The 26,471-nt window shown below is 62.8% G+C and carries 22 protein-coding genes; 12 read left to right on the plus strand and 10 right to left on the minus strand.

Annotated features, from left to right (window positions below):
* Positions 1–5 precede the first annotated feature (5 nt).
* Positions 6–494 (minus strand): Lrp/AsnC family transcriptional regulator, encoded by a 489-nt coding sequence (locus AC6LJW_RS00645; RefSeq protein WP_498086176.1) that lies wholly within the window; start codon positions 492–494, stop codon positions 6–8.
* Positions 495–644: 150 nt separating this feature from the next.
* Between AC6LJW_RS00645 and glmS the strand changes: the two genes are divergently transcribed.
* The gene (gene glmS, locus AC6LJW_RS00650) at positions 645–2,477 is read left to right on the plus strand and encodes a glutamine--fructose-6-phosphate transaminase (isomerizing) (RefSeq protein WP_427985275.1); all 1,833 of its coding nucleotides are present in this window, start codon (positions 645–647) and stop codon (positions 2,475–2,477) included.
* A 190-nt stretch (positions 2,478–2,667) separates the two neighbouring features.
* On the opposite strand, the gene AC6LJW_RS00655 is transcribed toward glmS, so the two are convergent.
* A complete protein-coding gene (locus AC6LJW_RS00655) occupies positions 2,668–3,666 on the minus strand; it encodes an AraC family transcriptional regulator (protein ID WP_427984270.1) in 999 nt (332 codons plus the stop codon).
* 59 nt (positions 3,667–3,725) lie between these two features.
* Here AC6LJW_RS00655 and AC6LJW_RS00660 point away from each other — a divergent pair, with 59 nt between their 5' ends.
* Positions 3,726–4,946, plus strand: coding sequence for an MFS transporter (locus AC6LJW_RS00660; RefSeq protein ID WP_498086177.1), 1,221 nt, complete (start codon positions 3,726–3,728; stop codon positions 4,944–4,946).
* Positions 4,947–5,358: 412 nt separating this feature from the next.
* Here AC6LJW_RS00660 and AC6LJW_RS00665 read toward each other — a convergent pair whose 3' ends face one another.
* The 3 genes from AC6LJW_RS00665 to AC6LJW_RS00675 all read right to left on the minus strand — a co-directional run bounded on the left by AC6LJW_RS00665 (position 5,359) and on the right by AC6LJW_RS00675 (position 8,866).
* Entirely contained in the window at positions 5,359–6,894 is a 1,536-nt protein-coding gene (locus AC6LJW_RS00665; RefSeq protein WP_498086178.1) for a tetratricopeptide repeat protein, read from the minus strand.
* A 29-nt stretch (positions 6,895–6,923) separates the two neighbouring features.
* Positions 6,924–7,988 (minus strand): RDD family protein, encoded by a 1,065-nt coding sequence (locus AC6LJW_RS00670; protein WP_498086179.1) that lies wholly within the window; start codon positions 7,986–7,988, stop codon positions 6,924–6,926.
* A gap of 266 nt (positions 7,989–8,254) precedes the next feature.
* Positions 8,255–8,866 (minus strand): hypothetical protein, encoded by a 612-nt coding sequence (locus AC6LJW_RS00675; protein WP_498086181.1) that lies wholly within the window; start codon positions 8,864–8,866, stop codon positions 8,255–8,257.
* 474 nt (positions 8,867–9,340) lie between these two features.
* Here AC6LJW_RS00675 and AC6LJW_RS00680 point away from each other — a divergent pair, with 474 nt between their 5' ends.
* Both AC6LJW_RS00680 and AC6LJW_RS00685 read left to right on the plus strand, forming a co-directional pair.
* Positions 9,341–10,045, plus strand: a complete 705-nt coding sequence (locus tag AC6LJW_RS00680; RefSeq protein WP_498086182.1) for a hydrolase — start codon at positions 9,341–9,343, stop codon at positions 10,043–10,045.
* A 67-nt stretch (positions 10,046–10,112) separates the two neighbouring features.
* Positions 10,113–11,717, plus strand: coding sequence for an MFS transporter (locus AC6LJW_RS00685; RefSeq protein WP_498086183.1), 1,605 nt, complete (start codon positions 10,113–10,115; stop codon positions 11,715–11,717).
* Positions 11,718–11,809: 92 nt separating this feature from the next.
* Here AC6LJW_RS00685 and AC6LJW_RS00690 read toward each other — a convergent pair whose 3' ends face one another.
* The gene (locus tag AC6LJW_RS00690) at positions 11,810–12,136 is read right to left on the minus strand and encodes a hypothetical protein (protein WP_427987336.1); all 327 of its coding nucleotides are present in this window, start codon (positions 12,134–12,136) and stop codon (positions 11,810–11,812) included.
* A 38-nt stretch (positions 12,137–12,174) separates the two neighbouring features.
* Here AC6LJW_RS00690 and AC6LJW_RS00695 point away from each other — a divergent pair, with 38 nt between their 5' ends.
* Positions 12,175–13,584, plus strand: a complete 1,410-nt coding sequence (locus AC6LJW_RS00695) for an aminotransferase-like domain-containing protein (RefSeq protein WP_498086184.1) — start codon at positions 12,175–12,177, stop codon at positions 13,582–13,584.
* A gap of 67 nt (positions 13,585–13,651) precedes the next feature.
* On the opposite strand, the gene AC6LJW_RS00700 is transcribed toward AC6LJW_RS00695, so the two are convergent.
* A complete protein-coding gene (locus tag AC6LJW_RS00700) occupies positions 13,652–14,545 on the minus strand; it encodes a response regulator (protein WP_427987333.1) in 894 nt (297 codons plus the stop codon).
* The gene (locus AC6LJW_RS00705) at positions 14,529–17,921 is read right to left on the minus strand and encodes a hybrid sensor histidine kinase/response regulator (RefSeq protein ID WP_427987331.1); all 3,393 of its coding nucleotides are present in this window, start codon (positions 17,919–17,921) and stop codon (positions 14,529–14,531) included. The genes AC6LJW_RS00700 and AC6LJW_RS00705 overlap by 17 nt, the downstream gene beginning before the upstream one ends.
* A 196-nt stretch (positions 17,922–18,117) precedes the next feature.
* Between AC6LJW_RS00705 and urtA the strand changes: the two genes are divergently transcribed.
* The 7 genes from urtA to AC6LJW_RS00740 are packed head-to-tail and all read left to right on the plus strand — an operon-like array spanning position 18,118 to position 24,531.
* Positions 18,118–19,380 (plus strand): urea ABC transporter substrate-binding protein, encoded by a 1,263-nt coding sequence (urtA, locus tag AC6LJW_RS00710; RefSeq protein WP_498086185.1) that lies wholly within the window; start codon positions 18,118–18,120, stop codon positions 19,378–19,380.
* A 53-nt stretch (positions 19,381–19,433) separates the two neighbouring features.
* Positions 19,434–20,351, plus strand: coding sequence for an urea ABC transporter permease subunit UrtB (gene urtB, locus AC6LJW_RS00715; protein WP_056565439.1), 918 nt, complete (start codon positions 19,434–19,436; stop codon positions 20,349–20,351).
* A 10-nt stretch (positions 20,352–20,361) separates the two neighbouring features.
* The gene (urtC, locus tag AC6LJW_RS00720; RefSeq protein WP_498086186.1) at positions 20,362–21,483 is read left to right on the plus strand and encodes an urea ABC transporter permease subunit UrtC; all 1,122 of its coding nucleotides are present in this window, start codon (positions 20,362–20,364) and stop codon (positions 21,481–21,483) included.
* Positions 21,480–22,223, plus strand: coding sequence for an urea ABC transporter ATP-binding protein UrtD (gene urtD / locus AC6LJW_RS00725; RefSeq protein WP_498086187.1), 744 nt, complete (start codon positions 21,480–21,482; stop codon positions 22,221–22,223). Before urtC ends, urtD begins: the two co-directional genes overlap by 4 nt.
* Before the next feature lie 14 nt (positions 22,224–22,237).
* On the plus strand, positions 22,238–22,930 hold the full coding sequence (urtE, locus tag AC6LJW_RS00730; protein ID WP_056565429.1) for an urea ABC transporter ATP-binding subunit UrtE: 693 nt from the start codon (positions 22,238–22,240) through the stop codon (positions 22,928–22,930).
* A gap of 28 nt (positions 22,931–22,958) precedes the next feature.
* A complete protein-coding gene (gene fmdA / locus AC6LJW_RS00735; protein ID WP_056565426.1) occupies positions 22,959–24,188 on the plus strand; it encodes a formamidase in 1,230 nt (409 codons plus the stop codon).
* A gap of 10 nt (positions 24,189–24,198) precedes the next feature.
* Complete coding sequence (locus AC6LJW_RS00740) at positions 24,199–24,531, plus strand: zinc ribbon domain-containing protein (RefSeq protein ID WP_082578904.1); 333 nt, start codon at positions 24,199–24,201, stop codon at positions 24,529–24,531.
* Positions 24,532–24,567: 36 nt separating this feature from the next.
* On the opposite strand, the gene AC6LJW_RS00745 is transcribed toward AC6LJW_RS00740, so the two are convergent.
* On the minus strand, positions 24,568–25,857 hold the full coding sequence (locus AC6LJW_RS00745; RefSeq protein WP_498086188.1) for a TRAP transporter large permease: 1,290 nt from the start codon (positions 25,855–25,857) through the stop codon (positions 24,568–24,570).
* A 3-nt stretch (positions 25,858–25,860) separates the two neighbouring features.
* Entirely contained in the window at positions 25,861–26,469 is a 609-nt protein-coding gene (locus AC6LJW_RS00750) for a TRAP transporter small permease subunit (protein ID WP_056565422.1), read from the minus strand.
* Between the last annotated feature and the right edge of the window lie 2 nt (positions 26,470–26,471).

A 26,471-nucleotide genomic window follows, 5' to 3' on the forward strand; every position in this document is an offset into this window, starting at 1 on the left:
GCGCCTCAACCCCGCACATCGATCCGCGTCTCGAACTTGGCGCGATGCACCGAAAAAAACGTGCGCACATTGCGCACGTTGGCCTGCGCCGTGAACGCCCGGTGCACCAGCGCGTGGTACGCCGGCATGTCCTTCACTTGCGCGATCACCACAAAATCCGGACCCGGCGACACCCGGTAGCACTGCAGCACCGCGGGTTCGGTCAGCATGCTTTGCTCGAACGCGTCCAGGCTTTCGGCGGCCTGCACATCCAGCGTGATCTCCACGATCGCCGTCAGCGTGCTGCCCAGCTTCTCGGCCGACAGGATCGCCACCTGGCGATCGATCACCCCTTCTTCCACCAATCGCCGCACCCGCCGCAGGCAGGTCGGGGGCGACGCGTGCACGCGCGCGGCCAGATCCTGGTTGGTCAGCGAGCTGTCTTCTTGTAACTTTTCAAGAATGCGCCGGTCCAGATCATCGAGTTCGGGCAGCGGATTTGGTGTGTTTTGCATGATTAATTCAAAACTGTCACTTGGACGAAAGATAATTTAATCACACTTATGTAAGGGAATTAAATGCCAGAATGGCCAACATAAAGAAATCAAATTTCTTGAAGGGGCGCGCACAATGCGTCCGTACTGAACTTACCCGGAGTCACTCCTATGTGCGGCATTGTTGGCGCCGTCGCCCAGCGCGACATCACCCCGATCCTCGTTGAAGGCCTGAAGCGCCTGGAATACCGCGGCTATGACTCTTGCGGCGTCGCCGTCTACGCCGACGGCCATCTGCGCCGCACGCGCAGCACGCAGCGCGTGGCCGAGCTGGCCGATCAGGTTGCGCAGGACAAGGTCCAAGGCTTCACCGGCATCGCCCACACCCGCTGGGCCACGCATGGCGTGCCCGCCACGCACAACGCCCACCCGCACTTTTCGCACCTGGGCAACGACGAGCCGCGCATCGCGCTCGTCCACAACGGCATCATCGAAAACCACGACGAGCTGCGCGCCGAGCTGCAAGCCGTCGGCTATGTCTTCGAGAGCCAGACCGACACCGAGGTCATCGCGCACCTGGTGAATCACCTGTATTCCGGCGACCTCTTCGAAACGGTGCAGAACGCCGTGCGCCGCCTGCATGGCGCGTATGCGATTGCCGTGTTCTGCCGCGACGAACCGCACCGTGTGGTCGGCGCGCGCCAAGGCTCGCCGCTGGTAGTGGGCGTGGGCCAGAACGAAAACTTCCTCGCGTCCGACGCGCTGGCGCTGGCCGGCACGACCGACCAGATCATCTACCTGGAAGACGGCGATGTCGTCGACCTGCAGCTCTCGCGCGTCTGGATCGTCGACGCCGCCGGCAAGAACGTCGACCGTGAAGTGCACACCGTTCACGTGCACACCGGCGCCGCCGAACTGGGTCCCTACCGCCACTACATGCAGAAGGAAATCTTCGAGCAGCCGCGCGCGGTCGGCGACACCCTGCAAGACATCGAGTCCATCACGCCTGAACTCTTTGGCGACGACGCCTACAAGATCTTCAAGGAAGTCGACTCGCTGCTGATCCTGGCCTGCGGCACCAGCTACTACGCCGGCCTGACCGCCAAGTACTGGATCGAATCCATCGCCAAGATCCCGGTCGCCGTCGAAATCGCCAGCGAATACCGCTACCGCGACAGCGTGCCGAACCCGCGCTCGCTGGTCGTCACGATCTCGCAGTCCGGCGAAACCGCCGACACGCTGGCCGCGCTGAAGCACGCCCGATCGCTGGGCATGGAAAACACGCTGACCATCTGCAACGTGTCCACCAGCGCCATGGTGCGCGAGTGCAAGCTGTCGTACATCACGCGCGCCGGCGTCGAAATCGGCGTGGCCTCGACCAAGGCCTTCACCACCCAGCTCACCGCGCTGTTCCTCCTGACCCTGACGCTCGCGCAGTCGCGCGGCAACCTCACGGAAGAGCAGGAAGCCGAGCACCTGAAGGCCCTGCGCCACCTGCCGTCCGCCATCGGTTCGGTGCTGGCGCTGGAACCCCAGATCATGGCCTGGGCCGACCGTTTTGCCTCGAAAGAAAACGCCCTGTTCCTGGGCCGCGGCATGCACTACCCGATCGCCCTGGAAGGCGCGCTCAAGCTCAAGGAAATCAGCTACATCCACGCCGAAGCCTACCCGGCCGGCGAACTCAAGCACGGCCCGCTGGCGCTGGTCACCGAGCACATGCCGGTCGTCACCATCGCGCCCAAGGACGAACTGCTGGAAAAGCTGAAGTCCAACATGCAGGAAGTGCGCGCGCGTGGCGGTGAGTTGTATGTGTTTGCAGACGCCGACAGCAAGATTCAAAGCGCCGAAGGCATGCACGTGATCCGCATGCCGGAACACTACGGCAAGCTGTCGCCGATTCTTCACACGGTGCCGCTGCAGTTGCTGTCGTATCACACGGCATGCGCGCGGGGTACGGATGTGGATAAGCCGCGGAATCTGGCGAAGAGTGTGACGGTGGAGTGAGGCGGGAGAGCGGGGCGGCGGTGTGAAAACGGGGAATAAAGTCGGTCGCACGGAATAAAGTCGGTCGCAGCGTGAACAGCATCGTTCTCCCGCCATTTACTGTTCCTTGTCGCAATCTCGCTCGTGAAAGTAGAAACGGCCGCTCGCGCGGCCGATTTGTTAATCGGGCACGCAAAGAAGAGTGTGCTGGTTATGCCGCCGTTCGCCGCGTCGCGCCAGGCGATTGGCCGCTGATGCGCTTGAACGCCCGACTGAACGCAGCTTGCGAGGTATAGCCCAGACGATGCGCCACTGCGTCGATCGACAGCCTGTCCTGAGTCAGCCATTGGTTGGCGAGGCGCATCTTGAGTTCTGTCGCGTAGCGCAGAGGCGGAACCCCCAGGGTCGCCTGAAAGCGTTGGGCAAAGACCGATCGAGAAACATGCGATTCTGCAGCCAGCTCCGCGACTGTCCACTCCTTACCGGGCGAGCGATGTAACGCCAAGATGGCGCGGGCGAGACGGGGGTCGCGCAAGGCAGCTACGAGTCCGGAAGCGCTCTCGCAACCGCATTCAATCCACCCACGCGTGATCATCGCTGCCGCCACCTCGGCAAGCCGCGCCAGGATGCCAGCGAAGCCGATGCGGCCAGAGCATATCTCACGCTTCATGGCGTCCAGGATCTCGCGCAAGCCGGGATACCTCGTCCCGTCCGTATCGGCCAACATGGCATCCGGCATCAGCTTTGCCAGTCCCTGCATACCGCCTAGGTCGAACTCCATGCAGCCGTAGAAGAGGACGGCGCTGGGCGTCGAATGTGTACTGGGGCAAGTATCGACCCCACTAACAGCCTCGCCCAATGGCGCCACGTCGAACGTGTCGATCGGTTGGAAAGAGGCGTTCGGATCCGAAAGGAGCTGATGTCCGCCGCCTTGCGGCAAAAACACGGCGCTGCCGGCGGTGAGTTCATGAACTGCACCGTCATGCGTACGCAGGACTGCGTTGCCGACCGCGAGGTAGTGGAAATAACTGTATCCAGGCCTGGCGTCGAAATCGAAGCCGAACGATGGACCGGTTTGAACGCGGCGGTACTGCACCCCGCGCAACCGCATGCCTGTCAGCAGCTCACTGATGAGGTCGGATGACAGAACGAAGGAGCGGCCTTCTATCATTTCAGGTGTTTCGGTTAAAAACTCAGGACTTTTTATCATAGATCATCCTGGAATGCGGCCCTAGACTTCCTGCCTGAGATATTCAGGAGTTGTTTGAAATGAGAAGTGATGTGAAGGATGCAGTGGCTCAGGAGGTGAACACGCCGGCGTGGGTAGCCGTTTTTTCTCTTGCGATGGGCGTGTTCGGGTTGCTTACTGCGGAGTACCTCCCCGCCAGCCTGCTGACCCCGATGGCAGCGGATCTTGGTGTGTCGGAGGCCCTTGCGGGCCAAGCCGTCACCGTAACTGCCGTTGTGGCGCTGTTCGCCGGTTTGTTGGTGCCGCGCCTGACACGCGGGTTTGATCGCCGACTGGTCTTGCTTGGGTTCACCGTATTGATGATCGCCTCCAATCTGCTGGTGGCGATTTCCTTGAGCCTGCCGATGCTGTTGGCGATGCGAGTCCTTCTGGGCCTTGCCTTGGGTGGTTTCTGGGGAATGGCGGCTGCGGTTGCGATGCGCCTGGTTCCGGCCAGGCTTGTCCCACGCGCACTTTCAATAATCTTCAGTGGCATCGCAGTGGGCACGGTTGTTTCCGTGCCGCTCGGCAGCTACCTGGGTGAACTCTACGGCTGGCGCAGCGCCTTTTTGGCGGCCGCCGCGGTGGGCATCGTTACGCTCCTTTTCCAGGTGCTCACGTTGCCCCGTATGGCGCCGCGCAAATTGCTGCAGACTGCGACGGTGCTGGAGTTGCTTCGACGTCCTGGCATTGCAGCGGGCATGACCGGATGCGTGTTGGCTCACACGGGTCAGTTTGCACTTTTCACCTACATACGTCCCGCGCTCGAGAGCGTTGCGCATATCCACGTGCAGGATCTGTCTCTGATGTTGCTTGGCTTCGGTATCGCCAACTTCGTCGGGACTTTGGTTGCGGGTTGGATAATGGAGCGCAGCCTGCGCGCCACGCTCGTCTGGATGCCTGCGCTGGTCGGCGTCGCGGCCCTGGCCATGATTTGGCTTCCTGTGGACAAGACCGGGCTGATGCTGTTGGTCGCGTTTTGGGGGCTCGCCTTCGGAGGTGTCCCAGTGGCGTGGTCGAACTGGGTCGCGCGAGCGGTTCCTGATCAGGCTGAAACGGCTGGAGGTATGGTGGTTGCATGCGTGCAGTCGTCCATCGCAGCGGGGGCCGCGCTGGGTGGCATGGTGTTCGGATTCGGCGGAGTGATCGGCGTCTTTGTGACGGCAGGAGGCGTGATGATCCTCGCTGCGCTCTTCATCGCTCTACGGGTTCGCGTGGCGATGCCGCCACACGGTCAGGCCGTGCATGCCGTGCACGTCTGAAAGACAGCGGGTCGGAGTTGAGGGTCAGATCAAGCTTGCCAAGCAAGCGAAATTGCCCACTCCATAAACGTGCGGACTTTGAGGGGTAGATGTGCTCTCGCTGCATAAAAAAGCGTGAGCGGCATCACCCTCCAGTTAACTGCCTCCAGGATCGGTACATTGAGACATCCTGACGTCGTCTGTCCCATGGGACAGACGGCTCTTGCTTTTGGCAGCTCGGCGACTCGAACTTCGCGAGCATTCAACCTTCGCGCCCCACGTTCGTTCATCGTCGCTGATCTTTTTTTGCCGCTAAGTCGTGAGGGGGTCGCGTTCCGCGACCCTTTTTTTCGCCCAGGCGCTTGCCTTTAGGATTTCATTTCTTAGCTTTGCGGCGCGTGAATTCAACCTGCGAAGCAATGAATCTCGACACCTATTTGCGGCCAAACAGTCGGCCGAGGATTCCACGTGGCGCGGCCGCGGCCTGTTCGGCAGCCAGCGCATTCTGCATCGACAGCTCCTGGAACTGAGGCTTGCCGTTCTGCTGGTACGAGGCGGATGCTTGGCGGAATGCCAGCGCCGATTCAGCATGCCGCTTCATGTAGCCGTAGATCTCTCCGCGTGAGAACAGCGCCCAGCTGCGGTAGTCGGGATCCAGCGCTATAAGGCGGTCGCAAGCTGCAAGCGCCTCCTCATACCGGCTGGCGGCGATCAGCGCATTGACACGTTCGGCGTGCAGGGGACCGCTGTCGGGCCAGCGCGCCATCGCCTGGTCTGCGTCGGTCACGGCCTCGGTTGCGCGCCCCAAGTGGGTCAGCGCCTCGATGCGTGCGCGGCGCCACTTCAGCCAATCGGGATCCAGCGAGATCGCGACCTCGGACAAGGGCAAGGCTTCGTCGTGGCGTTCCAGCCTGTTCAGCATGTCGGCTGCATTGCCGGGCAGGAAGTCGTTGTCGGGCGCGAGTTCGTAGCCGCGCAGGTAATAGGTCAGCGCGGCCTCCCAGCGGCGCTGGTCGCGCTGCGCATTGCCGGCGACGAACAGCAGCTGGTCGTCGTCGCTGGACAGCGGGTCCAGGCCCTGCAATGCCTGTTCAGCCAACTCCGGGTCGCCGCTGCGCACATACTCGCGGGCTTGCTCCTTGCGGCCTTCCCAGCCGCTGTCCGAGAGCGCGTCCAGGCGACGCCATAGCGGCGCCGCCTCGTCGCCTCGGCCCAGGCGATGCAGCGAGCGCGCCTTGCCCTCCAGGGGCCAGTCCCAGTCGGGTTCGCGGCGCAGCAGGCTGGTCCATTCCTCGACCGCGTCCTCATGGCGTCCGAGCGCCTGGAGGCACGAGGCGCGATTGTGCTGGATCGCGTTCTCCTCGCCCAGGATGGCGCGGGCGCGGTCGAACATCGCGATGGCGTTGTTCAGGTCACCGAGACGGCGGTAGTTGTTGCCGGCGTCGTAAAGAAAGCCACCGTTGTTGGGCGCCAGCGCGACGGCGCGCTGATGGTAGGGCAAAGCGTCCTGGTAGCGGCCTGCGTTATGCAGGTTGGATCCGATGTAGCAATGCGGCGCCGCGGCGAATGGGCGTATTTGCGAGGCGCGGGTCCAGCTTGCAATGGCGTCGTCCAGTTGACCGTCGTTGATCAACAGATAGCCCTCGGCCATCAGCAATCCGAAGTGCGACGGCGCACGTGTCAGGGCCTCGCGCAGGAGGCGCCAGGCGTTCTGCTGTTGGCCCGCGTCGTAGAGCGCGGTGACTCGCAAGCGAATGGCGTCGCTGCATTGCAGATCAAGCGCCAACGCGCGGTCCAGGTCTGCGTCACGCTGTGCGTACGCGCGGCGCTGGTCGTGATAGCGGGCGCGCAGTGCCCACATGACGGCGAGATCCGGCTGTTCGCGCAGCCCTTGTTCGCACAAGGCAAGCATTTGGGCAAGGTCGCCGCCGTCATCGGCGCGGTGAATGGATTCGATCAGGCTGGACATGCGCAAGGTTCTCTGTTCGGAAGATCGGATTAGCGCGCCAGGGCGCCTGCTTCGTGACGGCAACTGTAGGGGCGGTCTTCGCGCGGGATGTCGTCGCTGCCGCATTGCCATCGGCGCACGCCGCCGCCCTTCTTTTCGGACCTCAGCTCGGGCAGATAGACCAGGTGCTTGCCGCCCAGCGACGGCGAATCCGCCGTGCCCGGATCGCCCGCGATGGTAAAGCGCAGCACGCCGTTGACGGGATTCATCTCCAGCTTGCTGAACCCGCTGGTTCGCAGCGATTCAGGCGTCACGCCGAGCGCGGCCATGTCGGGCGCAAACGTTTTGGTGCGCTGATAGTGGCTTTCCGCGAGCAGGCGCACGGGATCCGACACGAGATCCAGGCGTATGACGTCGGCGCGCAGCGGATTGTCTGCGTCATCCTTGTCCAGGGCGACGACCGCGATCACCATGCCGGCCAGGACCAGCCCCACCATGCCGAACACGATGAACAGAAAACGGCCGGCGCCCGTGACGGCGCGGACCCGAGCCAGCGCGGGCAGCACGGCCCGGGGATTGGCCTGGCTGGACACCACATGAGTGCCGGCGAGGGAGTTGTGCATGGCGCGCTCGCCAAAAACCGCCTGCTGTATGTGGTGGAAGATGCCGGGTAACGCCAGGTTCAGCGAATACTTCAGGATATGGCGCCAGATCGAGCGCAGCAGTCCCGGTGAGCTGCCCTTGCGCGTCACCACCCGCTGCTTCAAGAGACGTTTGCCGGGGGAGCCATTGCCCCAGGCGTCCATGAAGGCGGGCAGCAGCAAGCCCAGCAGCCCGCCGGCTATTGCCAGCAGCGTGGGCCCGTCCACTCCCGTGAGGCCCTGATAGGTGTATGAAGCGGCCATGGACAGACCGACCATCGCGGTCGCCATGACGACGGCATCAATCGCTGTGGCGGCCAGTCGGGCCCAGATGCTGGGAAAGACGGGGGCGTCGCCGCCCGGGCCGGGGCGCTGGGCGGGCGCCGCCTGGGCAGTAACCGGTAGTACGGCTTTGCAGCTGAAGCACAGCTTGTTGGCGGCCGGGTTCTGCCAATTGCAGCGAGGGCATTGCATGGGATCGGAGGCGGGGTGCTGAAGCCGGTCTGAGCGGCAGGACTGCGGATGATACCCATGTCGTTGCGATCTGGTGGTGCCATTGACCTTACAAGGGCATCAAAAGCGGTGGAGGGGGTGGGGCCTGAAGTACGGCCGACCGGATGAGCTAGACGCGGCTGGTGCTTCAAAGCGGATGTTTTACGGCACAGCCCTCATCAGTGCAGACTCGAAAAGCAAGGATGCGGTGAACTTCATTGGCAACTTATGATCGGCCCAGTTAGGTGTCACCGCCTAATGTTGATGCTCGTGTAAACCAAGGGTTTGGTCTCTCCAAGGATGAGGAGATCCCATTGGGGAGCGTCCTCGCCTGGGCCAATCTGGGCGTGTGCTGTGATGCTAACGACCGAAGCGTTCTGTCTCCAATACGAAATCAGAGGAGCGACGACGGTTTCATACATAAGGAAGGCGTTTTCCACTTCTTTTTCGTTGAAGTAGTAGTGGCTGCGAGCGTCTTTCCGGCCTGAGTATGTGAACCTCACACTCTCATCAGGAGTGTCAGCGAAGCCCTTTTTATGTCTTCCTATTGGAGAGATGTATAGCTCGATTCCGCATTGCTCATCCTGCGGTTCGAAGCGTTCAAAGAGGGATACGGCAAGATATTTGACCTTACGGTATAGATCTTTCACGATTTCGGCGCCGACGACGCCCATGGCGGCTCCGCCAACCGCTGCCCAGCTTTGATTCTCTAGAAAGAGAAAGACAGCTTCGCGAATGCCATTGAAGTTAAGGACGTCTTCGTCGACCGCATTCAGTGTTATTACGAGGTCTGTGGAGCCCAGCGCCGTCCGCGCGTTTTCAGCACAGTCTGGATGACTAGTTTCAAGATAGAGCTGCACGGGAAACTCCTATCGACGAAACTGTGACGCCTGACCCGCCCAGTTGCTGGATCAGGTTCGAATGGTTCGCTAGCTGTGCTCCAGCCTATAGAGCAAAAAAGATTATGTCTATTGGGACGAAGTGCCGAATTCTGCGACCGACTTCATTTCTCACATCCTCCGTCATCCTGAAAAGGACCGCTTTCGTGCGGTCCTTTTTCTATTCGGTCGGAGTGGAAGCCCCAATTGGGGCACCCATGTGCGCAGCCGCGAACTCCCGGAAAGCGGGCGGGCCGTCTCGCGATCTGGCAGGACTTGATCTGGCGGACGCGCCATTCGGGATTAATCTCTTTTAAACATCCATCGTTCCATAAAAAGAACGATGAAGGCAAAAATAGCCATCTACCGGCGGATTGTCCCGAAGAATATAGTTCTGTTCATCGCAGCAACGCGCTGCAAGCAACACCCCAAACCTACTTCTTCAAGGACACTGACATGACCAACTCCACCGCCAAGCTCGAAGTGCTGACCCCCGAAAACAGCCAGATCATCTTCATCGATCATCAACCGCAAATGGCCTTCGGTGTGCAGTCGATCGATCGCCAGACGCTGAAGAACAACGTCGTGGGTCTGGCCAAGGGCGCCAAGGCGTTCGACATTCCGACCATCATCACCACCGTCGAAACCGAATCGTTCTCGGGATACACGTACCCCGAACTGCTCGATGTCTTCCCGGAAAAGAAAGTGCTGGAACGCACCTCGATGAACTCGTGGGATGACCAGAAGGTGCGCGACCAGCTCGCCGCCAACGGCCGCAAGAAGGTGATCGTGGCCGGCCTGTGGACCGAGGTCTGCAACACCACCTTCGCGCTGTGCGCCATGCTGGAAGGCGAGTACGAGATCTACATGGTCTCCGACGCGTCGGGCGGCACGTCGAAGGAAGCGCATGACATGGCCATGCAACGCATGATCCAGGCTGGCGTCGTGCCGGTCACGTGGCAGCAAGTGCTGCTGGAATGGCAGCGCGACTGGGCCCGCCGCGATTCGTACGATGCCGTGATGGAGATCGTCAAGGAGCACTCGGGCGCGTACGGCATGGGCGTGGACTATGCCTACACGATGGTGCACAAGGCCAGCCAGCGCACGCAGACCGCCCACGACGCTATCGCGCCCGTCGCTGCGCCTGTCATCGCTCGCTAAATCCCAGGCCCGCGGCCGATGCCGCGGGCTTTTTTTCTTGTATCGACCGGCAGCCCCGGAGCCTCCCATGACGACCGCCGACACCCGCCCCGCCGACGCCCAGCCGTCCTCGCCTTTCGCCTACTCCGCCTTCTCCGTGATCTGGGTTGCCACCGTGCTGTCCAACATCGGAACCTGGATGCATGACGTGGGCGCCGGATGGCTCATGACGTCGTTGTCGCCCTCGCCCATGTTCGTGGCGCTGGTGCAGACGGCGGGCGCGTTGCCCGTGTTCCTGCTGTCGCTCCTGGCCGGCGCGTTGGCCGACACGATGGACCGCCGCAAGCTGCTGTTGATGGTGCAGATCGCGATGGGCTTCATCGCCCTGGCGCTGGGCCTGGTGGTGTGGTTTGGCCTCACGACGCCGTGGGTGCTGCTGGGCTTTACGTTGCTGATGGGCATCGGCACCGCGCTGTCGGCGCCCGCTTGGCAGGCCATCGTGCCCAGCCTCGTGCCGCGTCCGTCGCTGCAGCAGGCCATCGCGACGAACAGCGTGGGCATCAACGTCAGCCGCGCCATTGGCCCGGCGCTGGCCGGCGTGCTGATCACCAGCCTGGGCGTGGCGATTCCGTTTTTTGTGAACGCGGTCAGCTTCATCGTGGTCGTCGCGGCGCTGATCTGGTGGAAGCCGCCGGTTGCCGCCGAAAAGCGTCTGCCGCGCGAGCAGCTGTTTCATGCGATGCGTGCCGGCCTGCGCTTTGCGCTGCACAGCAAGCCGCTCAAATCGACGCTGGTCCGTGCCGTCGCGTTCTTTCTGTTTGCCAGCGCCTACTGGGCGCTGCTGCCGGTGATCGTGCGTCAGGTGCTACAGGGTGGCGCCATGCTCTACGGCATCATCCTGGGCTGCGTCGGGGCCGGTGCGGTGATCGGTGCGATGGTGCTGCCGCCGCTGCGCAAGAAGCTGGGTCCGGACCGCAGCGTCATGGCCGGCACGCTGGGCACGGCGCTCACGCTGGTGGTGTTTGCGGTGATCCCGCATCCCGTGGTGGCCGGTGCGTTCAGCTTCCTGGCCGGCGCGTCGTGGATCATGGTGCTGACCTCGCTGAACGTGTCCGCCCAGGTTGCCCTGCCGGACTGGGTGCGTGCCCGTGGCCTGGCGATTTTCGTGACGGTGTTCTTCGGCTCGATGTCCGCGGGCAGCATGATCTGGGGCCAAGCTGCAGTGCATGCCGGCGTTCCCGCCGCGATGCTGATCGCCGCCGCCGGCTCGGTGATCGCGATGCTGCTGACCCGCAAGGCCAAGCTGCAGCTTGGCGCCGACCTGGACCTTGCGCCGTCGATGCACTGGCCCGAACCCCTGATCGACCAGCAGGTGTCGCATGATCGCGGTCCGGTGATGATCACGGTGGAATACCTGATCGACCCGGCGCGCGGCGCGGACTTCGTGCAGGCCATGCAGCATGCCGGCGCCGAGCGCCGCCGCGATGGGGCCTACGCATGGGGCATCTTCGAAGACGCGGCGCAGCCTGGCCGCTACCTTGAGTACTTCCTGGTGACGTCGTGGCTTGAGCACCTGCGCCAGCATGAGCGTGTGACCCATGCCGACGCGGACCAGCAGGCCGAAGTGCGCGGTTTCCACATCGGCGATGCGCCGCCGAAGGTGTCTCACTTCGTCGCGCCACAGCCAATCTAAGTTTTCCTGATATCAAATGCGGCTCACTCGAGCCGCATTTTTTTTGCCTGGATGCGATCCTGGGCATCCCTCTCAGGGTGAGGCTGGTGTGCTCAAGGTTCCTGAGCCAGCGCTTTGAGGCTTTCCAGGCGCTCCAGCTCCTTCTTCTCCTTCTCTTTTCTGGCGCCTTCTCGATGGGACTTGATGGCGAGGAACATGCACACGGCCAGCACGCCGAGTTTGAATATGCCGAAGACTAAAGGAACCCAGAAATTCATCATTGCCTCAAATCGCTGCTTCAGCAGCTTGATCGCTACTCGTGGACGCTGAACGGGGTCAGGAGGACGCGGAGCGAGTGCTAAAATCCATACAAGATTGCGAATTCTACCGCCAAAATCCATACAAGAAGTTGAATTGCCCGGCCCGTAGGTGATTGCCACCTGCGGAAGCGGCCAAAATCCCTGGAAGAAGATCAGACATGGCTCTCTCGCGTCGCCTGAAAAAAGCAAGCATGTCGTGGGTGCGGCCCCTTACTGCCGGTGCGGGCTCCCGATATCAGCAAATCGCCACGCAGATCGTCACCGCGGTGGAGGACGGTGTGCTTCGGCCCGGCGACCGCCTGCCCACGCAGCGTGAGCTGGCCCAGGCATTGGGCGTCGATCTCACGACCGTCACGCGGGCCTACTCGGAAGTTCGCCAGAAAGGGATTCTGGAGGCGCAGGGGGCGGGCGGGACTTACGTGGCCTATTCCGGGTCGGCAACGGGCGGCACGATCGATCTCGGGATGAACATCCCGCCGTTGCTCAGCAGCGCAGCGTTTTCAGACATGCTTGCGCAAGGCAGTGGCGCGACGCAGGTCGCGGCAAGCGCGATGGATCTGATGAGCTATCACGTGGGTGCGGGGGACGCGCGACATCGTGCAGCCGGGGCGAAATGGTTGCGGCCGGTGCTGGGCAGCACGGACATGGATCGGATCGTGGTTTGCCCCGGCGCGCAAACTGCCATTGCGGCCCTGCTTCTGGCCAGGAGCCAGGCCGGGGATGCGATTGCGTGCGATGTGCTGACTTACCCTGGCTTTCTGGCCGCCGCACGCTTGCTGCAGCGGGTGGCCGTCGGGGTGAAGTCGGATGCATTCGGCATGGATCCCGCCGACCTCGAGCGCGTGTGCCAAAAGCATCGCCCGGCAATGCTGTACTTGAATCCGACGATTCAAAACCCGACCGCGCTGACGCTGTCCACCGAGCGGCGAACTGAGCTGCTGCAGGTGGCAAAGAAGTATGCGCTGCCCGTCATTGAAGATGATCCGTACTGGCTGTTGGCCGAGCGGCCGCCAAGCACGATGTATTCGTTGGCTGCCAACACGGCGTCGGCGCCCGTTTACTACGTGTCGACGCTATCGAAATGCATCGCGCCCGGCTTGCGAACCGCTTACCTGGTCGTACCTGCCGGCGAGCCGTTGACGCCCGTGCTTGACGCCCTGCGTTCGCTGGCGCTGATGCCCACGCCCTGGATGACGGAAATGGCATCGACGTGGATCGAGACGGGCGCTGCGGTTCAATGGATGGCGCAGGTCAGGAGTGAGCTGCACCATCGGCAAGCTATCGCGGCATCGATCCTTCCGGGGGATATTCAGGCCGACCCGAATGGGCTGCACCTCTGGCTGCAGTTGCCGGGCCATATCGATCTGTACCGGCTTATACAAACCGCGCTTGAACAAGGCGTGAGTGTCACGGATTCGGCGTCGTTTTCCACGGGGTCGTTCAGTCCCTTGGCGCTTCGTGTGTCGTTGGGAGGGGCGATTGATCGAGCTCGCCTGACGCATGGTCTGATCCAGTTGGCGGAGCTGCTCAAGGGGGATCTTGCCAGGCGGGTTTCTCAAGTTGTCTGAGCTGCATGGACGTTCGATCTTTCGCGGCGACGTCGAATTTCCGTGAGATGCGGTAACGCCAAGCGCTTTAAAAGGCCTCCCCCTGCCGCACCGCCAGCGCCGCCGCCGCGGCGCGCGTCTCCACGCCCAGTTTGACGTAGATGTGTTCCAGATGTTTGTTCACCGTTCGTGGCGACATGCCCAGTATCTCGGCGATATCCCGATTTGTTTTTCCCTTGGCCAGCCAGCGCAAAACATCGGCCTCACGCGGCGTCAGACCGTAAGCCGTTGCCAACGGCGCCGTCTCCTGCAACAGTAGCAACGTCTCGCCGCTGCGCCGTGATGCCGACAGACTCAAGGTCAAACGCCCTCGTGCGCTGACCATCACCAAGGGTTCAGCCGCCGGTCCGGCCGCCAGATTGCGTGCCACCCATTCTGCCAAGGGCGCCGGCAGCTCCGTCGCATCCTCCGCGCAACCAAAGTACGCCGCCAACCAGATCCGAGCCTTGCCCGTCTTCCAGATGGGCAGCCCGCGCGCGTCGAGCGCCACCACTGCGCGCGCCGCCGCATCAATCGCATCGAAGGCCGCCGTCAGGCTGCGCGCATTGCGCAAATGGGTTCGCAGCCTGGCCACCACCACGTCGGTGTCCAACGGCTTGGTCACGTAATCGACGCCGCCGACTCGGAACGCCTTCAATACGTGCTCGGGCTCGGTCAGGCCCGTCATGAACACCACCGGGACATCTCCCGCCGCCGGATGCGCTTTCAAGCGCGCGCAGGTCTCGAACCCATCCATCCCCGGCATCACCGCATCGAGCAGCACGATATCCGGGACCACGAAATCCACGCGTTCTATCGCCGACTGGCCATCGATTGCCACAAGCACCTGATAACCCGCCGCATCCAATGCGGTGGAGAGCATTTTCAGGTTGTCCGGCGCGTCATCGACCAGCATGACGAGGTTCTTATCGGGCGTGGGCATGGTGACGCTGCACATGGTGTTTAAGCACCTGATTGAATTCATTCAGTTGAAACTCGCCAGCCAGCGCGCGCAGATGCGCGGTCAATTCTCGCGCTTCGGCTCGGCGGCCCTGTATCTCTTCCAGCTTGGCCTGGATGCCCTTGATGTAGCCCATGGCCCCCAGTTCCAGCAGCGCCTCGGCATCTTCGCGCTCCAGCGCCACTCGATGCAGATCCTCCGCGGGCCGCGCAGCCTCCACCTGCGCCACCTGCCAGTCCAGCTTGAGCAACCGGCCGAGCTGGCTCAGCAAATCCTCATACATCACGGGCTTGGCAATGAACGCGTTATGCCCGCGCTGCGCCGGGTCTTTCGGATCCAGCCCCAGGATATTGGCCGACAGCATCACAATGGGCACGGCCACGCCTTCATCACGCAAGCACCGCAAGACTTCCCATCCCGTCATTTCCGGCATCGAGACGTCCATCAATATCAGGGCGGGCCGCAGCGTATGCACGCAGGCCAGGCAAGCCGCGCCATGCGGCGCTTCGTGCACCTCGAAGCCCAACGGCTCCAGCAGGTCGCAGACCAGGCGCCGCTGCGAAGGCTGGTCATCGACTGTCAGGATCCGCAGCCGCTCGCCGCGATAGCCCACCACCAGCCCCGACGGCCGGGCATCGCTGCGTGGCGAGCGCACCTCCGGCAAGAACAGCTTGAGCGTGAACACGCTGCCGCGGCCGACGGCGCTGCGCACCGTCAACTCGCCGCCCATGATGCCGGTCAGCATGCGGCAGATGGTCAGGCCCAGGCCCGTGCCGGAATCGGCCTGCTCGGCCGCCGCCCAGCTGCGCTCAAAAGGCAGGAAGATGCGCTCCAGGTCCTCGGCCGGTATGCCTCGGCCGCTGTCCGCCACTTCGAACAGCACCATGTCCGCCGCCGATTTCACGCGCATCGACACCAGTCCTGTCGAGGTGAACTTCAGCGCATTGCTCAACAGGTTGATCAGAATCTGCCGCAGCCGCTTTTCATCGATATGCACAATGGATGGCAGTTCCGCCGCTTCATAGCAGAAGGTCAGCCCTTTGAGCGTGCTCTGTGGACGGAACATCTGCACGATCTGCTCCAGAAATTCCGGCAGGCGCAGTTCGCTGTTCTCCAGCCTGAGCCTGCCCGCCTCGATGCGCGCGATGTCCAGCAAGCCATCGATCAGGCCGATCAAATGCTTGCCGCTACGATGAATTACATCGATGGCCTCACGCCGCGCGGGTGGCAAGCCCGGGTCGCGCAGCAGAATCTGCGCGTAGCCCAGAATGCTGTTCAAGGGCGCGCGCAATTCATGGCTCATGCCACCCATGAAGCGGCTCTTGGCCAGATTGGCGCTTTCGGCGGCTTCCTTGGCCTGTTGAAGCTGCGCGTCAGTCTGTTTGTGCGCCTCGATTTCGCGCAGCAGCAAGTGGGTCTGGCGATCCGATTCCTCTTGCGCCACGCGCCGGCTTTCATGGGCCAGCACCAGCCACCAGGCCGCCACGCCGCCGATCAGCAACAAGGCGGCATACAACTTCAGGAAGGTTGGCCGCAAACCCGAGGGGTCCAGGCCGGCCCGCATGTGACTGGCGACCTCCTGGTAGTAGATCAGGCCCAGAATGCCGGCCAGCAGCGTCCCCATCCCCGCCACGATCAAGAGGTAGTGGCCCAGGCGGCTATGCACCAGCGGCGTAACCCGCGCCGGCAGCAGCCGGCCCAGGACCGCCTGCACCTGATCCTTCAAGCGCCCCTGCTGTTTGCAGCGATCCTGGCAGCGGGCATCCAGCGTGCAGCACAAGGAACAGATGGCGCCGTTATAGGCCGGACAATGCGCCATATCGGGCTGCTCGAAACGGTTGGCGCAGATCACGCAGACGTGATCCGAACCCGCGACATCGACGGGCGTGCGCGCCAGGTTGTAGCGACCGCGCGTGCGCCAGGCGATGACCGGCGCGCAGACAAAGGCCGCCAGCAATGCCACAAAGGGCGACAACGCCTGCGCCAGCGCACCTGCTGTGCCCGGAAACACGCCGGCAAAGGCCAGCAAGCCCAGTGTCATGGCGATCAGCATGCTGCCCACGCCGACCGGGTTGATGTCATACAGATAGGCGCGGCGAAACTCGATCCGGTTCGGCGACAGACCCAGCGGCTTGTTGATCACCAGGTCCGCCACCAACGCCCCGATCCAGGCCAGCGCAACGTGCGAGAACACCGCCAGCACGTGTTCCAACGCGCCAAACACGCCCATTTCCATCAGCACCACGGCGATCAGCACGTTGAATACCAGCCACACCACCCGGCCCGGATGGCTGTGCGTGATGCGCGCAAAGAAGTTGGACCAGGCCAGCGAGCCGGCATACGCATTGGTCACATTGATCTTGACCTGCGAGACCACCACAAAGGCCGTCACCAGAACCAGCGCCAGACCGGGATCGCTGACGACATAGGTATAGGCCGCCAGATACATGTGGGTGGGGTCCCCTGCCTTGTCGGCGGGCGCGCCCAGGGACAGGGCCAGCCAGGCCAGAAAGGCGCCGCCCAGAATCTTGGCCGCGCCCGGCAGGATCCAGCCCGGACCCGCGCAGATCAGGGCGAGCCACCAGCGTCTGCGGTTGGCCGCCGTGCGTTCGGGCAGAAAGCGCAGAAAGTCGACCTGTTCGCCGATCTGCGTCACCAGCGAGGCGGCCACCGCCACCGCCGAGCCGAACATCAGCAGATTGAAGCTGCCGCCCCGGCCGTCATAGCCCGGAAATCGCAGGAACTCCTGCAACGCCCCAGGATCACGGAAGGCGATGAAGGCATAGGGCAAGAGCAGCAGCACCAGCCATATCGGCTGCGTCCAGGACTGCAGCCGGCTGATGAAGGTAATGCCATAGGCCACCATGGGCAGGATGACCACGGCGCACAGGAGATAGCCGATCGACAGCGGCAAGCCGGTGGCCAGTTCGATGGCCAGCGCCATGATGGCCGCCTCCAGCGCAAAAAAGATAAAGGTAAAGGAGGCGTAGATCAGCGAGGTAATGGTCGAGCCGATATAGCCGAAGCCAGCTCCTCGCGTCAGCAGATCCATGTCCAGGCCGTGGCGCGCCGCGTAATAGGCAATCGGCAAACCGGTCAGAAAGGTGACCAGGGCCACGGCAACGATGGCCCAGAAGGCATTGATGAAGCCATAGTTCAGCGCCAGCGCACCGCCGATGGCTTCCAGCGCCAGGAAAGACACGGCGCCCAGAGCGGTATTGGCAACGCGGAACTCCGACCATTTGCGAAACGACACCGGGGTGAAGCGCAGCGCATAGTCTTCCAGCGTCTCATTGGCGACCCAGGTGTTGTAGTCGCGGCGGATCTTGACGATGCGTTGAGGCGCGCTGGCAGACAAATCGGGCTCCGGGGGGCGTTGGGGATACGTCATTGAACGTAGTTGCCGTTGTAACGCCCGGGGGCGCGCCTGCCTCTACGTCAATCAACGTATGTTGCACTGCGTCATCGGCTCCTAGTATGCCCTCACCCTCCGGGCTGCGGCATGTGCCGCGCATGCTCGGTTTCCCTGGTCGTGATCCATTGAGGAGTCATCGATGTCTGGCAAAACCCGTTTTGATAACGCTCCGGAGCTGCCTTCGCGCCGGCGTCTGGCCCTGGCCCTTGCCTCCCTGCCGCTATTGACCATACCGGCGCTGTCGCGCGCGGCGGCCCCGGCCACCTCGGCCATCAACACCACCGGGCTGGCCATTACCGACACCGAGGTCACGGTAGGCCAGTTGCACTCGGCGACCGGCACCATGGCCATCAGCGAAACGGGGTCGATTCAATCCGAACGCCTGGCGATCGAGCAGATCAATGCCATGGGCGGCATCCTGGGCCGCAAGATCAAGATCGTTCAGGAAGACGGCGCCTCCGACTGGCCGACCTTTGCCGAGAAGGCCCGCAAACTGCTGGTCAGCGACAAGGTCGCCACCGTGTTCGGCTGCTGGACCTCGGCCTCGCGCAAGGCGGTCCTGCCGGTGTTCGAGAAAGAAAATGGCCTGCTCTACTACCCGACCTTCTATGAAGGCCTGGAGCAGTCCAAGAACGTTTTTTATACCGGCCAGGAGGCCACGCAACAGATTCTGTCCAGTCTGGACTGGCTGGCGCGCGAGCAGAAGGCGCGCTCGTTCTACCTGATCGGCTCCGATTACATCTGGCCGCGCACCTCAAACAAGATTGCGCGCAAGCATATCGAGAACGTGCTCAAGGGCGAAGTGGTCGGCGAGGAATACTACCCGCTGGGTCACACGCAATTCGGCTCGCTGATCAACAAGATCAAGCTGAAAAAGCCCGATGTCGTGTTTGCCGTGGTGGTAGGCGGCAGCAATGTGTCCTTCTACAAACAGCTCAAGGCGGCTGGCGTCACGAGCGGCAAACAAAAGCTCCTGACGATCTCGGTGACCGAAGATGAATTGCTGGGGATCGGCGGTGAGAACGCCGAGGGTTTCTGGTCGTGCATGAAGTACTTCCAGAGCCTGGACAATGCCAACAACAAGAAATTCGTTGAAGCCTTCAAGGCCAGGTACGGCGCCAACGCCGTGATCGGCGATGTGACCCAGGCAGCCTATCTGGGACCCTGGCTGTGGAAGATGGCCGTGGAAAAGGCCGGCAGCTTTGATGTCGACAAGGTGGTCGCCGCCTCGGCCGGCCTGGAATTCAAGGAGGCGCCCGAAGGCTACGTCAAGATCGACCCCAACCACCACCTGTGGAGCAAGACCCGGATCGCCCAGATCCGCAAGGACGGCCAGTTTGACGTGATCTTCGAGACCCCGGAGCTGATCAAGCCCGATCCCTTCCCCAAGGGCTATCAGTAATCACCTCGATCCGGGCGCCCCGCTCGGCGCCTCTTCACTGCCGGGAGCCATCCATGGAATCCTTCTCCGATCTCGGGGCCATCCTGCTGATGCAGGGCTTCAACGGTTTATCGGTCTTCAGTGTGCTTTTGCTGATGGCCTTGGGCTTGGCGATCATCTTTGGCCAGATGGGCGTCATCAACATGGCCCATGGCGAGTTCCTGGCGGTGGGCGCCTATTGCACCTATCTCTGTTCCGAACTGGTCCAGCAGTACGCGCCCGGCCTGATGCCGGCCTACTTCTTCGTCGCCATCCTGTTGGCCTTTGCCGTGACCTTCAGCCTGGGGTGGCTGGTCGAGTGGCTGATGATCCGTCATCTCTACCGCCGGCCGCTGGACACGCTGCTTGCGACCTGGGGCTTGTCGCTGGTGCTGCAGCAAACGCTGCGCTCGCTGTTCGGTCCACGTGAAGTCAGCCCCACGCTGCCTGAATGGCTGATGGGTTCCTGGCAACCGCTGGACGGCGTGGACATCCCGATCAACGGCCTGTTCGTCATGTCCATCAGCATCGTGCTGACGGGCGCGCTGCTCCTGGCGTTGTTCCGCTCGACCTGGGGCCTGCATGTGCGCGCCACGGTGCAGAACCGCGCCATGAGCGGCGCGGTCGGCATCGATACGAAGCGCGTGGACCGCGTGACGTTCTCGCTCGGTTGCGGTATCGCAGGCATTGCCGGCGCGGCCTTCACGACCATCGGTTCCACCGGCCCCACGAGCGGTTCGCTCTACATCGTCGACACCTTCCTGACAGTGGTGTTCGGCGGCGCGGCCAGCCTTTTTGGCACCATCGCGTCGGCCTTCGTCATCGCGCAGACGCAATCGATCTCGGAGTTCTTCATGACGGGTTCGATGGCAAAGGTGCTGACCCTGTCGGCCATCGTGATCATTCTGATGCTGCGTCCGCAAGGCCTGTTCAGCATCAAGGTACGCAAGTAGGGAGCGCATCATGAAGAAATTCTTCCGCAATGTCGTGGGTGGGCGCGAAGGGCTGGCCGGGCTGGCGATTCTGGCGCTGCTGCTCTTTGTGGTGTTTCCGCTGGGTCTGGACGTCTTCCGGCTCAACCTGATCGGCAAATACCTGTCCTATGCCTTTGTCGCGCTGGGCCTGGTGCTGTGCTGGGGCTATGGCGGCATCCTGAGCCTGGGCCAGGGCGTGTTTTTCGGTCTGGGCGGCTATTGCATGGCCATGTTCCTGAAGCTGGAAGCCTCGACGCCGGAGGCCACCAAGATCCAGTCCACGCCCGGCATCCCTGACTTCATGGACTGGAACCAGCTGACCTCGCTTCCCTGGTTCTGGGTGCCGTTCAAAAGCTTCTGGTTCACATTGATGGCGGTGCCGGTGCTGCCCTGCCTGCTGGCGTTGATCCTGGGCGTGGCCATGTTCAAACGCCGCGTGGGCGACACCTATTTCGCCATTGTGACGCAGGCTGTGGCGCTGATCCTGTCTGTCCTCATCATTGGCCAGCAAGGCTGGACCGGCGGCGTCAATGGCATCACGGATCTGAAGACGCTGCTGGGCTGGGATATCCGCACGGACAGCGCCCGGCTGACGCTGTACTTCATCAGCGGCGTGCTGTTGTTTGCCTGCATCCTGTTTGGCCGCTACCTGCTCTCGTCCAAACTGGGCAAGCTCTTGATGGCCATGCGCGACAAGGAAGAACGCGTGCGCTTCTCGGGCTATGACGTCGCCAGCTTCAAGGTCTTTGTCTTCTGCGTGGCGGCCGTGTTCTCGGCCATAGGCGGGGCCATGTTCACCCTGCAGGTCGGTTTCATGTCGCCTTCCTTCGTGGGGATCGTGCCTTCCATTGAGATGGTCATCTTCGCCGCGGTCGGCGGCCGCCTGTCGCTGCTGGGGGCGGTCTACGGCACGCTGCTGGTCAACTTCGGCAAAAGCTATTTCTCCGAGAGTTTCCCGCAGCTATGGCTATTCCTGATGGGCGGCCTTTTCATTGCCGTCGTGATGGCCTTCCCCAATGGACTGGCCGGTCTGTATCACCAATACACCCAGAAGCGGCTGGCGCGCAAAGCATCGCGCCGGCAGGCGGATGGCGCCGCGGAGGCAGCATGAACCCATCAGCGTTCGCGTTGTACATCGAGGGCCTGACCGTCTCGTTCAACGGCTTCGTCGCCGTCAATGACCTCAATCTTTATGTCGATCAGGGAGAGCTGCGCGTGATCATCGGTCCCAATGGCGCCGGCAAGACCACGCTGCTGGATCTGATCTGCGGCCGCACCAAGGCCACCGCCGGCTCCATCCGCTTCAAGGACACGGAGCTGACCGGCCTGGCCGAATATGAAATCGTGCGCGCCGGCGTGGGCCGCAAGTTCCAGACCCCTTCCATCTACGAAACCCTTTCCGTGCGCGAGAACCTGGAGGTGTCGTTCCCGGCCGGCCGCAGCGTGCTGGGCGCGTTGACCTTCAGGCGCAGTCCGGCCGTGCTTGAGCGGGTCGAGCAGGTGGCGGAGGAGATTTTTCTGGCCGACCAGCTCGACCGCTCGGCTGAGTTGCTCTCGCACGGTCAGAAGCAATGGCTGGAAATCGGCATGCTGCTGATGCAGGAGCCCGAGCTGATGATGCTGGACGAACCGGTGGCCGGCATGAGCGTGTCCGAGCGCGAGCGCACCGCCGAACTGCTCAATCGAATCAGCCGCAACCGATCGCTCATCGTGATCGAGCATGACATGGAGTTCGTCAAGAACATCGCGCACAAGGTCACGGTGCTGCATCAAGGCCAGGTGCTGGCCGAGGGCAGCATGGAAAAGGTGCAGTCCGATCCACGCGTCATTGAAGTCTATCTCGGCCATTGAGGCCAGGAGGCAATATGTTCAATATCGCTGGCCTGGTTTCAGGCTATGGCCAAAGCAAAGTCATCCACGGCGTCGACCTTGCCGTGGCTTCCGGTGAAATCGTCGCCGTGATGGGCCGAAACGGCATGGGCAAGACCACGCTGTTCAAGACCATGATGGGCATGCTGCCCACCCTGCATGGCTCGATCTCGCTGGACGGTAAGGCGCTGGAGCGCCTGGAGAGCCACCAGCGCGTGCGCAGCGGGGTGGCTTACGTGCCGCAGGGCCGCATGATCTTTCCGACGTTGACCGTCGAGGAAAACATCCGCACCGGGATGCGCGGGCGGGCACTGCGCAACACCATACCGGAAGACATCTACGCCCTGTTTCCGGTGTTGCACGACATGCGTGCCCGGCGTGGCGGCGACCTGTCGGGCGGGCAGCAGCAGCAGCTTGCCATCGCCCGCGCTTTGGTCACGAACCCGCGTGTGCTGCTGCTGGACGAGCCCACCGAGGGCATACAGCCGTCCATCATCAAGGACATCGCCCGCAGCCTGCTGGAAATCCGCAAACTGCGCAATCTGGCCATTGTGGTGTCCGAACAAGTATTGAGTTTCACCATGCAGATCGCCGATCGGCTCATCGTGATCGACAAGGGGCGCTTCGTGCACGAAGACCCGCGCGAGCGCGTTGACGAGAAGACGATCAGCAAATACCTGTCTGTCTGAAGCCGTTTTCCACTCAAAGGAGCATGACATGCCTGAAACCCTGATCAAGGTCGACCTGGCCCAATCCCCCTACGAAAACGAAGGCGTGCACAATCGCTGGCATCCGGATATCCCCATGGCGACGTGGGTCAGGCCAGGCGATGATTTCGTGCTGGAAACCTACGACTGGACCGGCGGGGCGATCAAGAATGATGACGATGCCTCCGATGTGCGCGACGTGGACCTGTCCACGGTGCACTTCCTGTCCGGCCCGGTCGGCGTCGAAGGCGCCGAGCCCGGCGACTTGCTGGTGGTGGACTTGCTGGATATCGGCGCCAAGCAGGAAAGCCTGTGGGGCTTCAACGGCTTTTTCAGCAAGAACAATGGCGGCGGTTTTCTGACCGAACACTTCCCCTCCGCGCAGAAATCGATCTGGGATTTCGAAGGCATGTTCACGACCTCGCGCCATATCCCTGGTGTGCGCTTCGCTGGCCTGATCCACCCGGGCTTGATCGGTTGCCTGCCGGACCAGGCACTTCTGGATAAGTGGAATGAGCGTGAACAGAAGCTGATAGACAGCGATCCGGAGCGCGTTCCGCCCCTGGCCAATCCGCCGGCGCCCAAGACGGCGCACATGGGCAAGCTCAAGGGCGCCGAGCGGGATCGCGCCGCCGCCACCGGCGCACGTACCGTGCCGCCGCGCGAGCACGGCGGCAACTGCGACATCAAGGATCTGTCGCGCGGTTCCCGGGTGTTCTTCCCGGTCTACGTCAAAGGCGGCGGTCTGTCGGTCGGTGACCTGCACTTCTCGCAGGGCGATGGCGAGATCACCTTCTGCGGCGCCATCGAAATGGCGGGTTGGGTCCATATGCGGGTGTCGCTCATCAAGGGCGGCATGGCCAAGTACGGCATTCGCAATCCCATCTTCAAGCCCAGCCCCATCACGCCCAACTACAAGGACTACCTGATCTTCGAAGGCATTTCGGTCGATGAAGGCGGCAAGCAGCATTATCTGGACGTGCACATTGCCTATCGCCAGGCTTGCCTGAACGCGATCGAATACCTGAAGAAGTTTGGCTATTCGGGCGCGCAGGCGTACTCGATCCTGGGTACGGCCCCCGTGCAGGGCCACATCAGCGGCGTGGTGGACATTCCCAATGCCTGCGCGACGTTGTGGCTGCCGACCGAGATCTTCGACATCGACATCCAGCCCAATGCGCTGGGCGACGTGCCGCAGATCAAGCGTGGCATGGACATGCCCATCGCCAAAGACCTTTGAGGAGCCCCGCATGCCGCTCTATGACTATCGCTGCCAGGACTGCGGCGAGTTCTCTGTGCTGAGGCCTTTGTCGCAATGGCGTGACCTTGCGTCCTGCCCCGAATGCGGTGTCGCCTGCGAGCGTTGTGTCAGCGGGGCGCCAGCAGTCTCGGCGCTGTCGTCAGCAATGAACCGCGCCCGCGCCGTCAACGAACGCGCGGCCCACGAACCCCGCAGCACCCGTGCGGGCCACGGCATGGGGTGCGGTTGTTGCTCAGGCGCGAATGCCGCGGGCCGAACGCGCCAGACCGCTGACGGCGGAAAAACCTTCGCTGGCGCGCGGCCATGGATGATCAGTCACTGAAGGTGGGCATGCCCTGGGCGGGGCAAAGCCCCGCCCTCAAAGCGTAGCCATCTTTCCCGGCAACCACAGCGCCAGTTGCGGCACTGCCAGCAACAGCACGATCATCAGCAACAGCATCGCCAGGAACGGCAGCACGCCCACCACCACATCCATGAATTTGCCCTGCCCGCGCACGCTGTGCACGACGAACAGATTCATGCCGAACGGCGGCGTGAGCTGGCCCATTTCGCACAGCACGATCAGCAGCACGCCGAACCACACCGGGTCGTAGCCCAGCGCCATGACGATGGGCACGGTGAGCGGCGCGGTGGTGACCAGCATGGCAAGCGTGTCCATGAAGCAGCCGAGCAGGATGTAGAACAGGATGATGGCCAGCATCATGCCCAGCGGCGGCAGGTCCAGGCTGGTCACGGCATTGACCAGCAAGGTGGTCAGGCCGATTGAGGACAGCACGAAGTTCAGGAAGAACGCGGCCAGCGTGATCAGGATGATCATGCCGGTGGTGCGCAGTGTGGCTTCGAATGCGCGGCCCAGCATTTCCCACGTCAGCACGCGCTTGTAGGCGCACAGCAGGGTGGCGGCCACCACGCCGAGCGCGGCCGACTCGCTGGCGGTGGCGATGCCGCCGTAGATCACGCCAATCACCAGCGCGAAGATCGCGAGCGGCGGCACCAGGTGCGGCAGGGCGGCGATGCGTTCGGCCCAGCTCACCGTGGGGCGTTTGCCGGCGAGGCCCGGACGCCACAGGCACAGGCCCACGATCAGTGCGATGAAGAGCGCGGTGAGCAGGATGCCGGGCAGTGTGGCGGCCAGGTAGAGCTTGGGCACCGATACGTTGGCGATCAGCGCGTACACGATCATGTTGATCGACGGCGGGATCAGGATGCCGAGCGTGCCCCCGGCCGCGATCGAGCCCAGGAACAGCGGCGCGTTGTAGCCCGACTTGCGCTGTTCGGGCAGCGCCAGCGTAGCGATGGTGGCGGCGGTGGCGACGCTTGAGCCGCTGGTGGCCGAGAACAGGGCCGAGGCGCCGATGTTGGCGTTCATCAGTCCGCCCGGCAGCCACGACACCCACTTGGACACGGCGCCGTACATGCGGCCGGCCACGCCGGAATGCACCAGCAACTCGCCCATCAGGACATAAAGCGGAATCGCCACCAGCAGGAATTCGGCGCTGGTGCCCCAGGCCAGTTCACCGATGGCGTTGGTCAGTTTCAGCGGGGAATAGACGCCGGCCAGGCTCATGCCCAGGAGGCCCACGGTGGCGGCCGCGGTCACGCTCAGCGCCAGGAGGCCGAGCAGCATGGAAATCGTCATTATCAGCATGGCTCACTCCTGGGGTTGCGTGCGCGCGGGTACGGGTGCGTCGGCGGTTTCTTCTTCGATGCCCTCTTCCACCGAGTGGATGCCGATCAGCGCATTGACCGCCTGCCAGCGGCCGCGCATCACGCGGCCCAGCGCGCTGGCGCCGAGCACCACGATGGTGAGCAGGAAGAACGCGTAGCCGGCGAACCAGAGCGATTGCGGGATCCATTGCGGCACCTGCAGCGGCGTGTTGGACACCGACTGGAAGGCGATGGAGTCGGCCAGCACGAACCATGCGTGCCACGTCAGCGTGCCCACGAACAGGCCCAGGCAAGCCAGCGCGAACAGGTCGAGCACGACGCGCGTCTTGGCGGGAAGATGCGTGTAGACCACGTCGACCCGGATGTGCGAGCGGCGTAGCAAGGTGATGGGAAAGGCCCAGGCGCTGGCCACCGCCAGCGTGTAGCCGGCCAGCTCGTCGGCGCCGCCGAGCGAGACGCCCGCGACCTTGCGTGCGATCAGGTCGGCCACGATGAGCCAGGACACCAGCAGCAGCCCGAGGCCGCCTAGCCATGCGCCTATGCGGGACACGCGCTCGATGAGGCGTAACGAAGCATGCGTTTCTGTCGTCATGA

The organism is Achromobacter sp. 1012554356 (genome assembly GCF_059760815.1).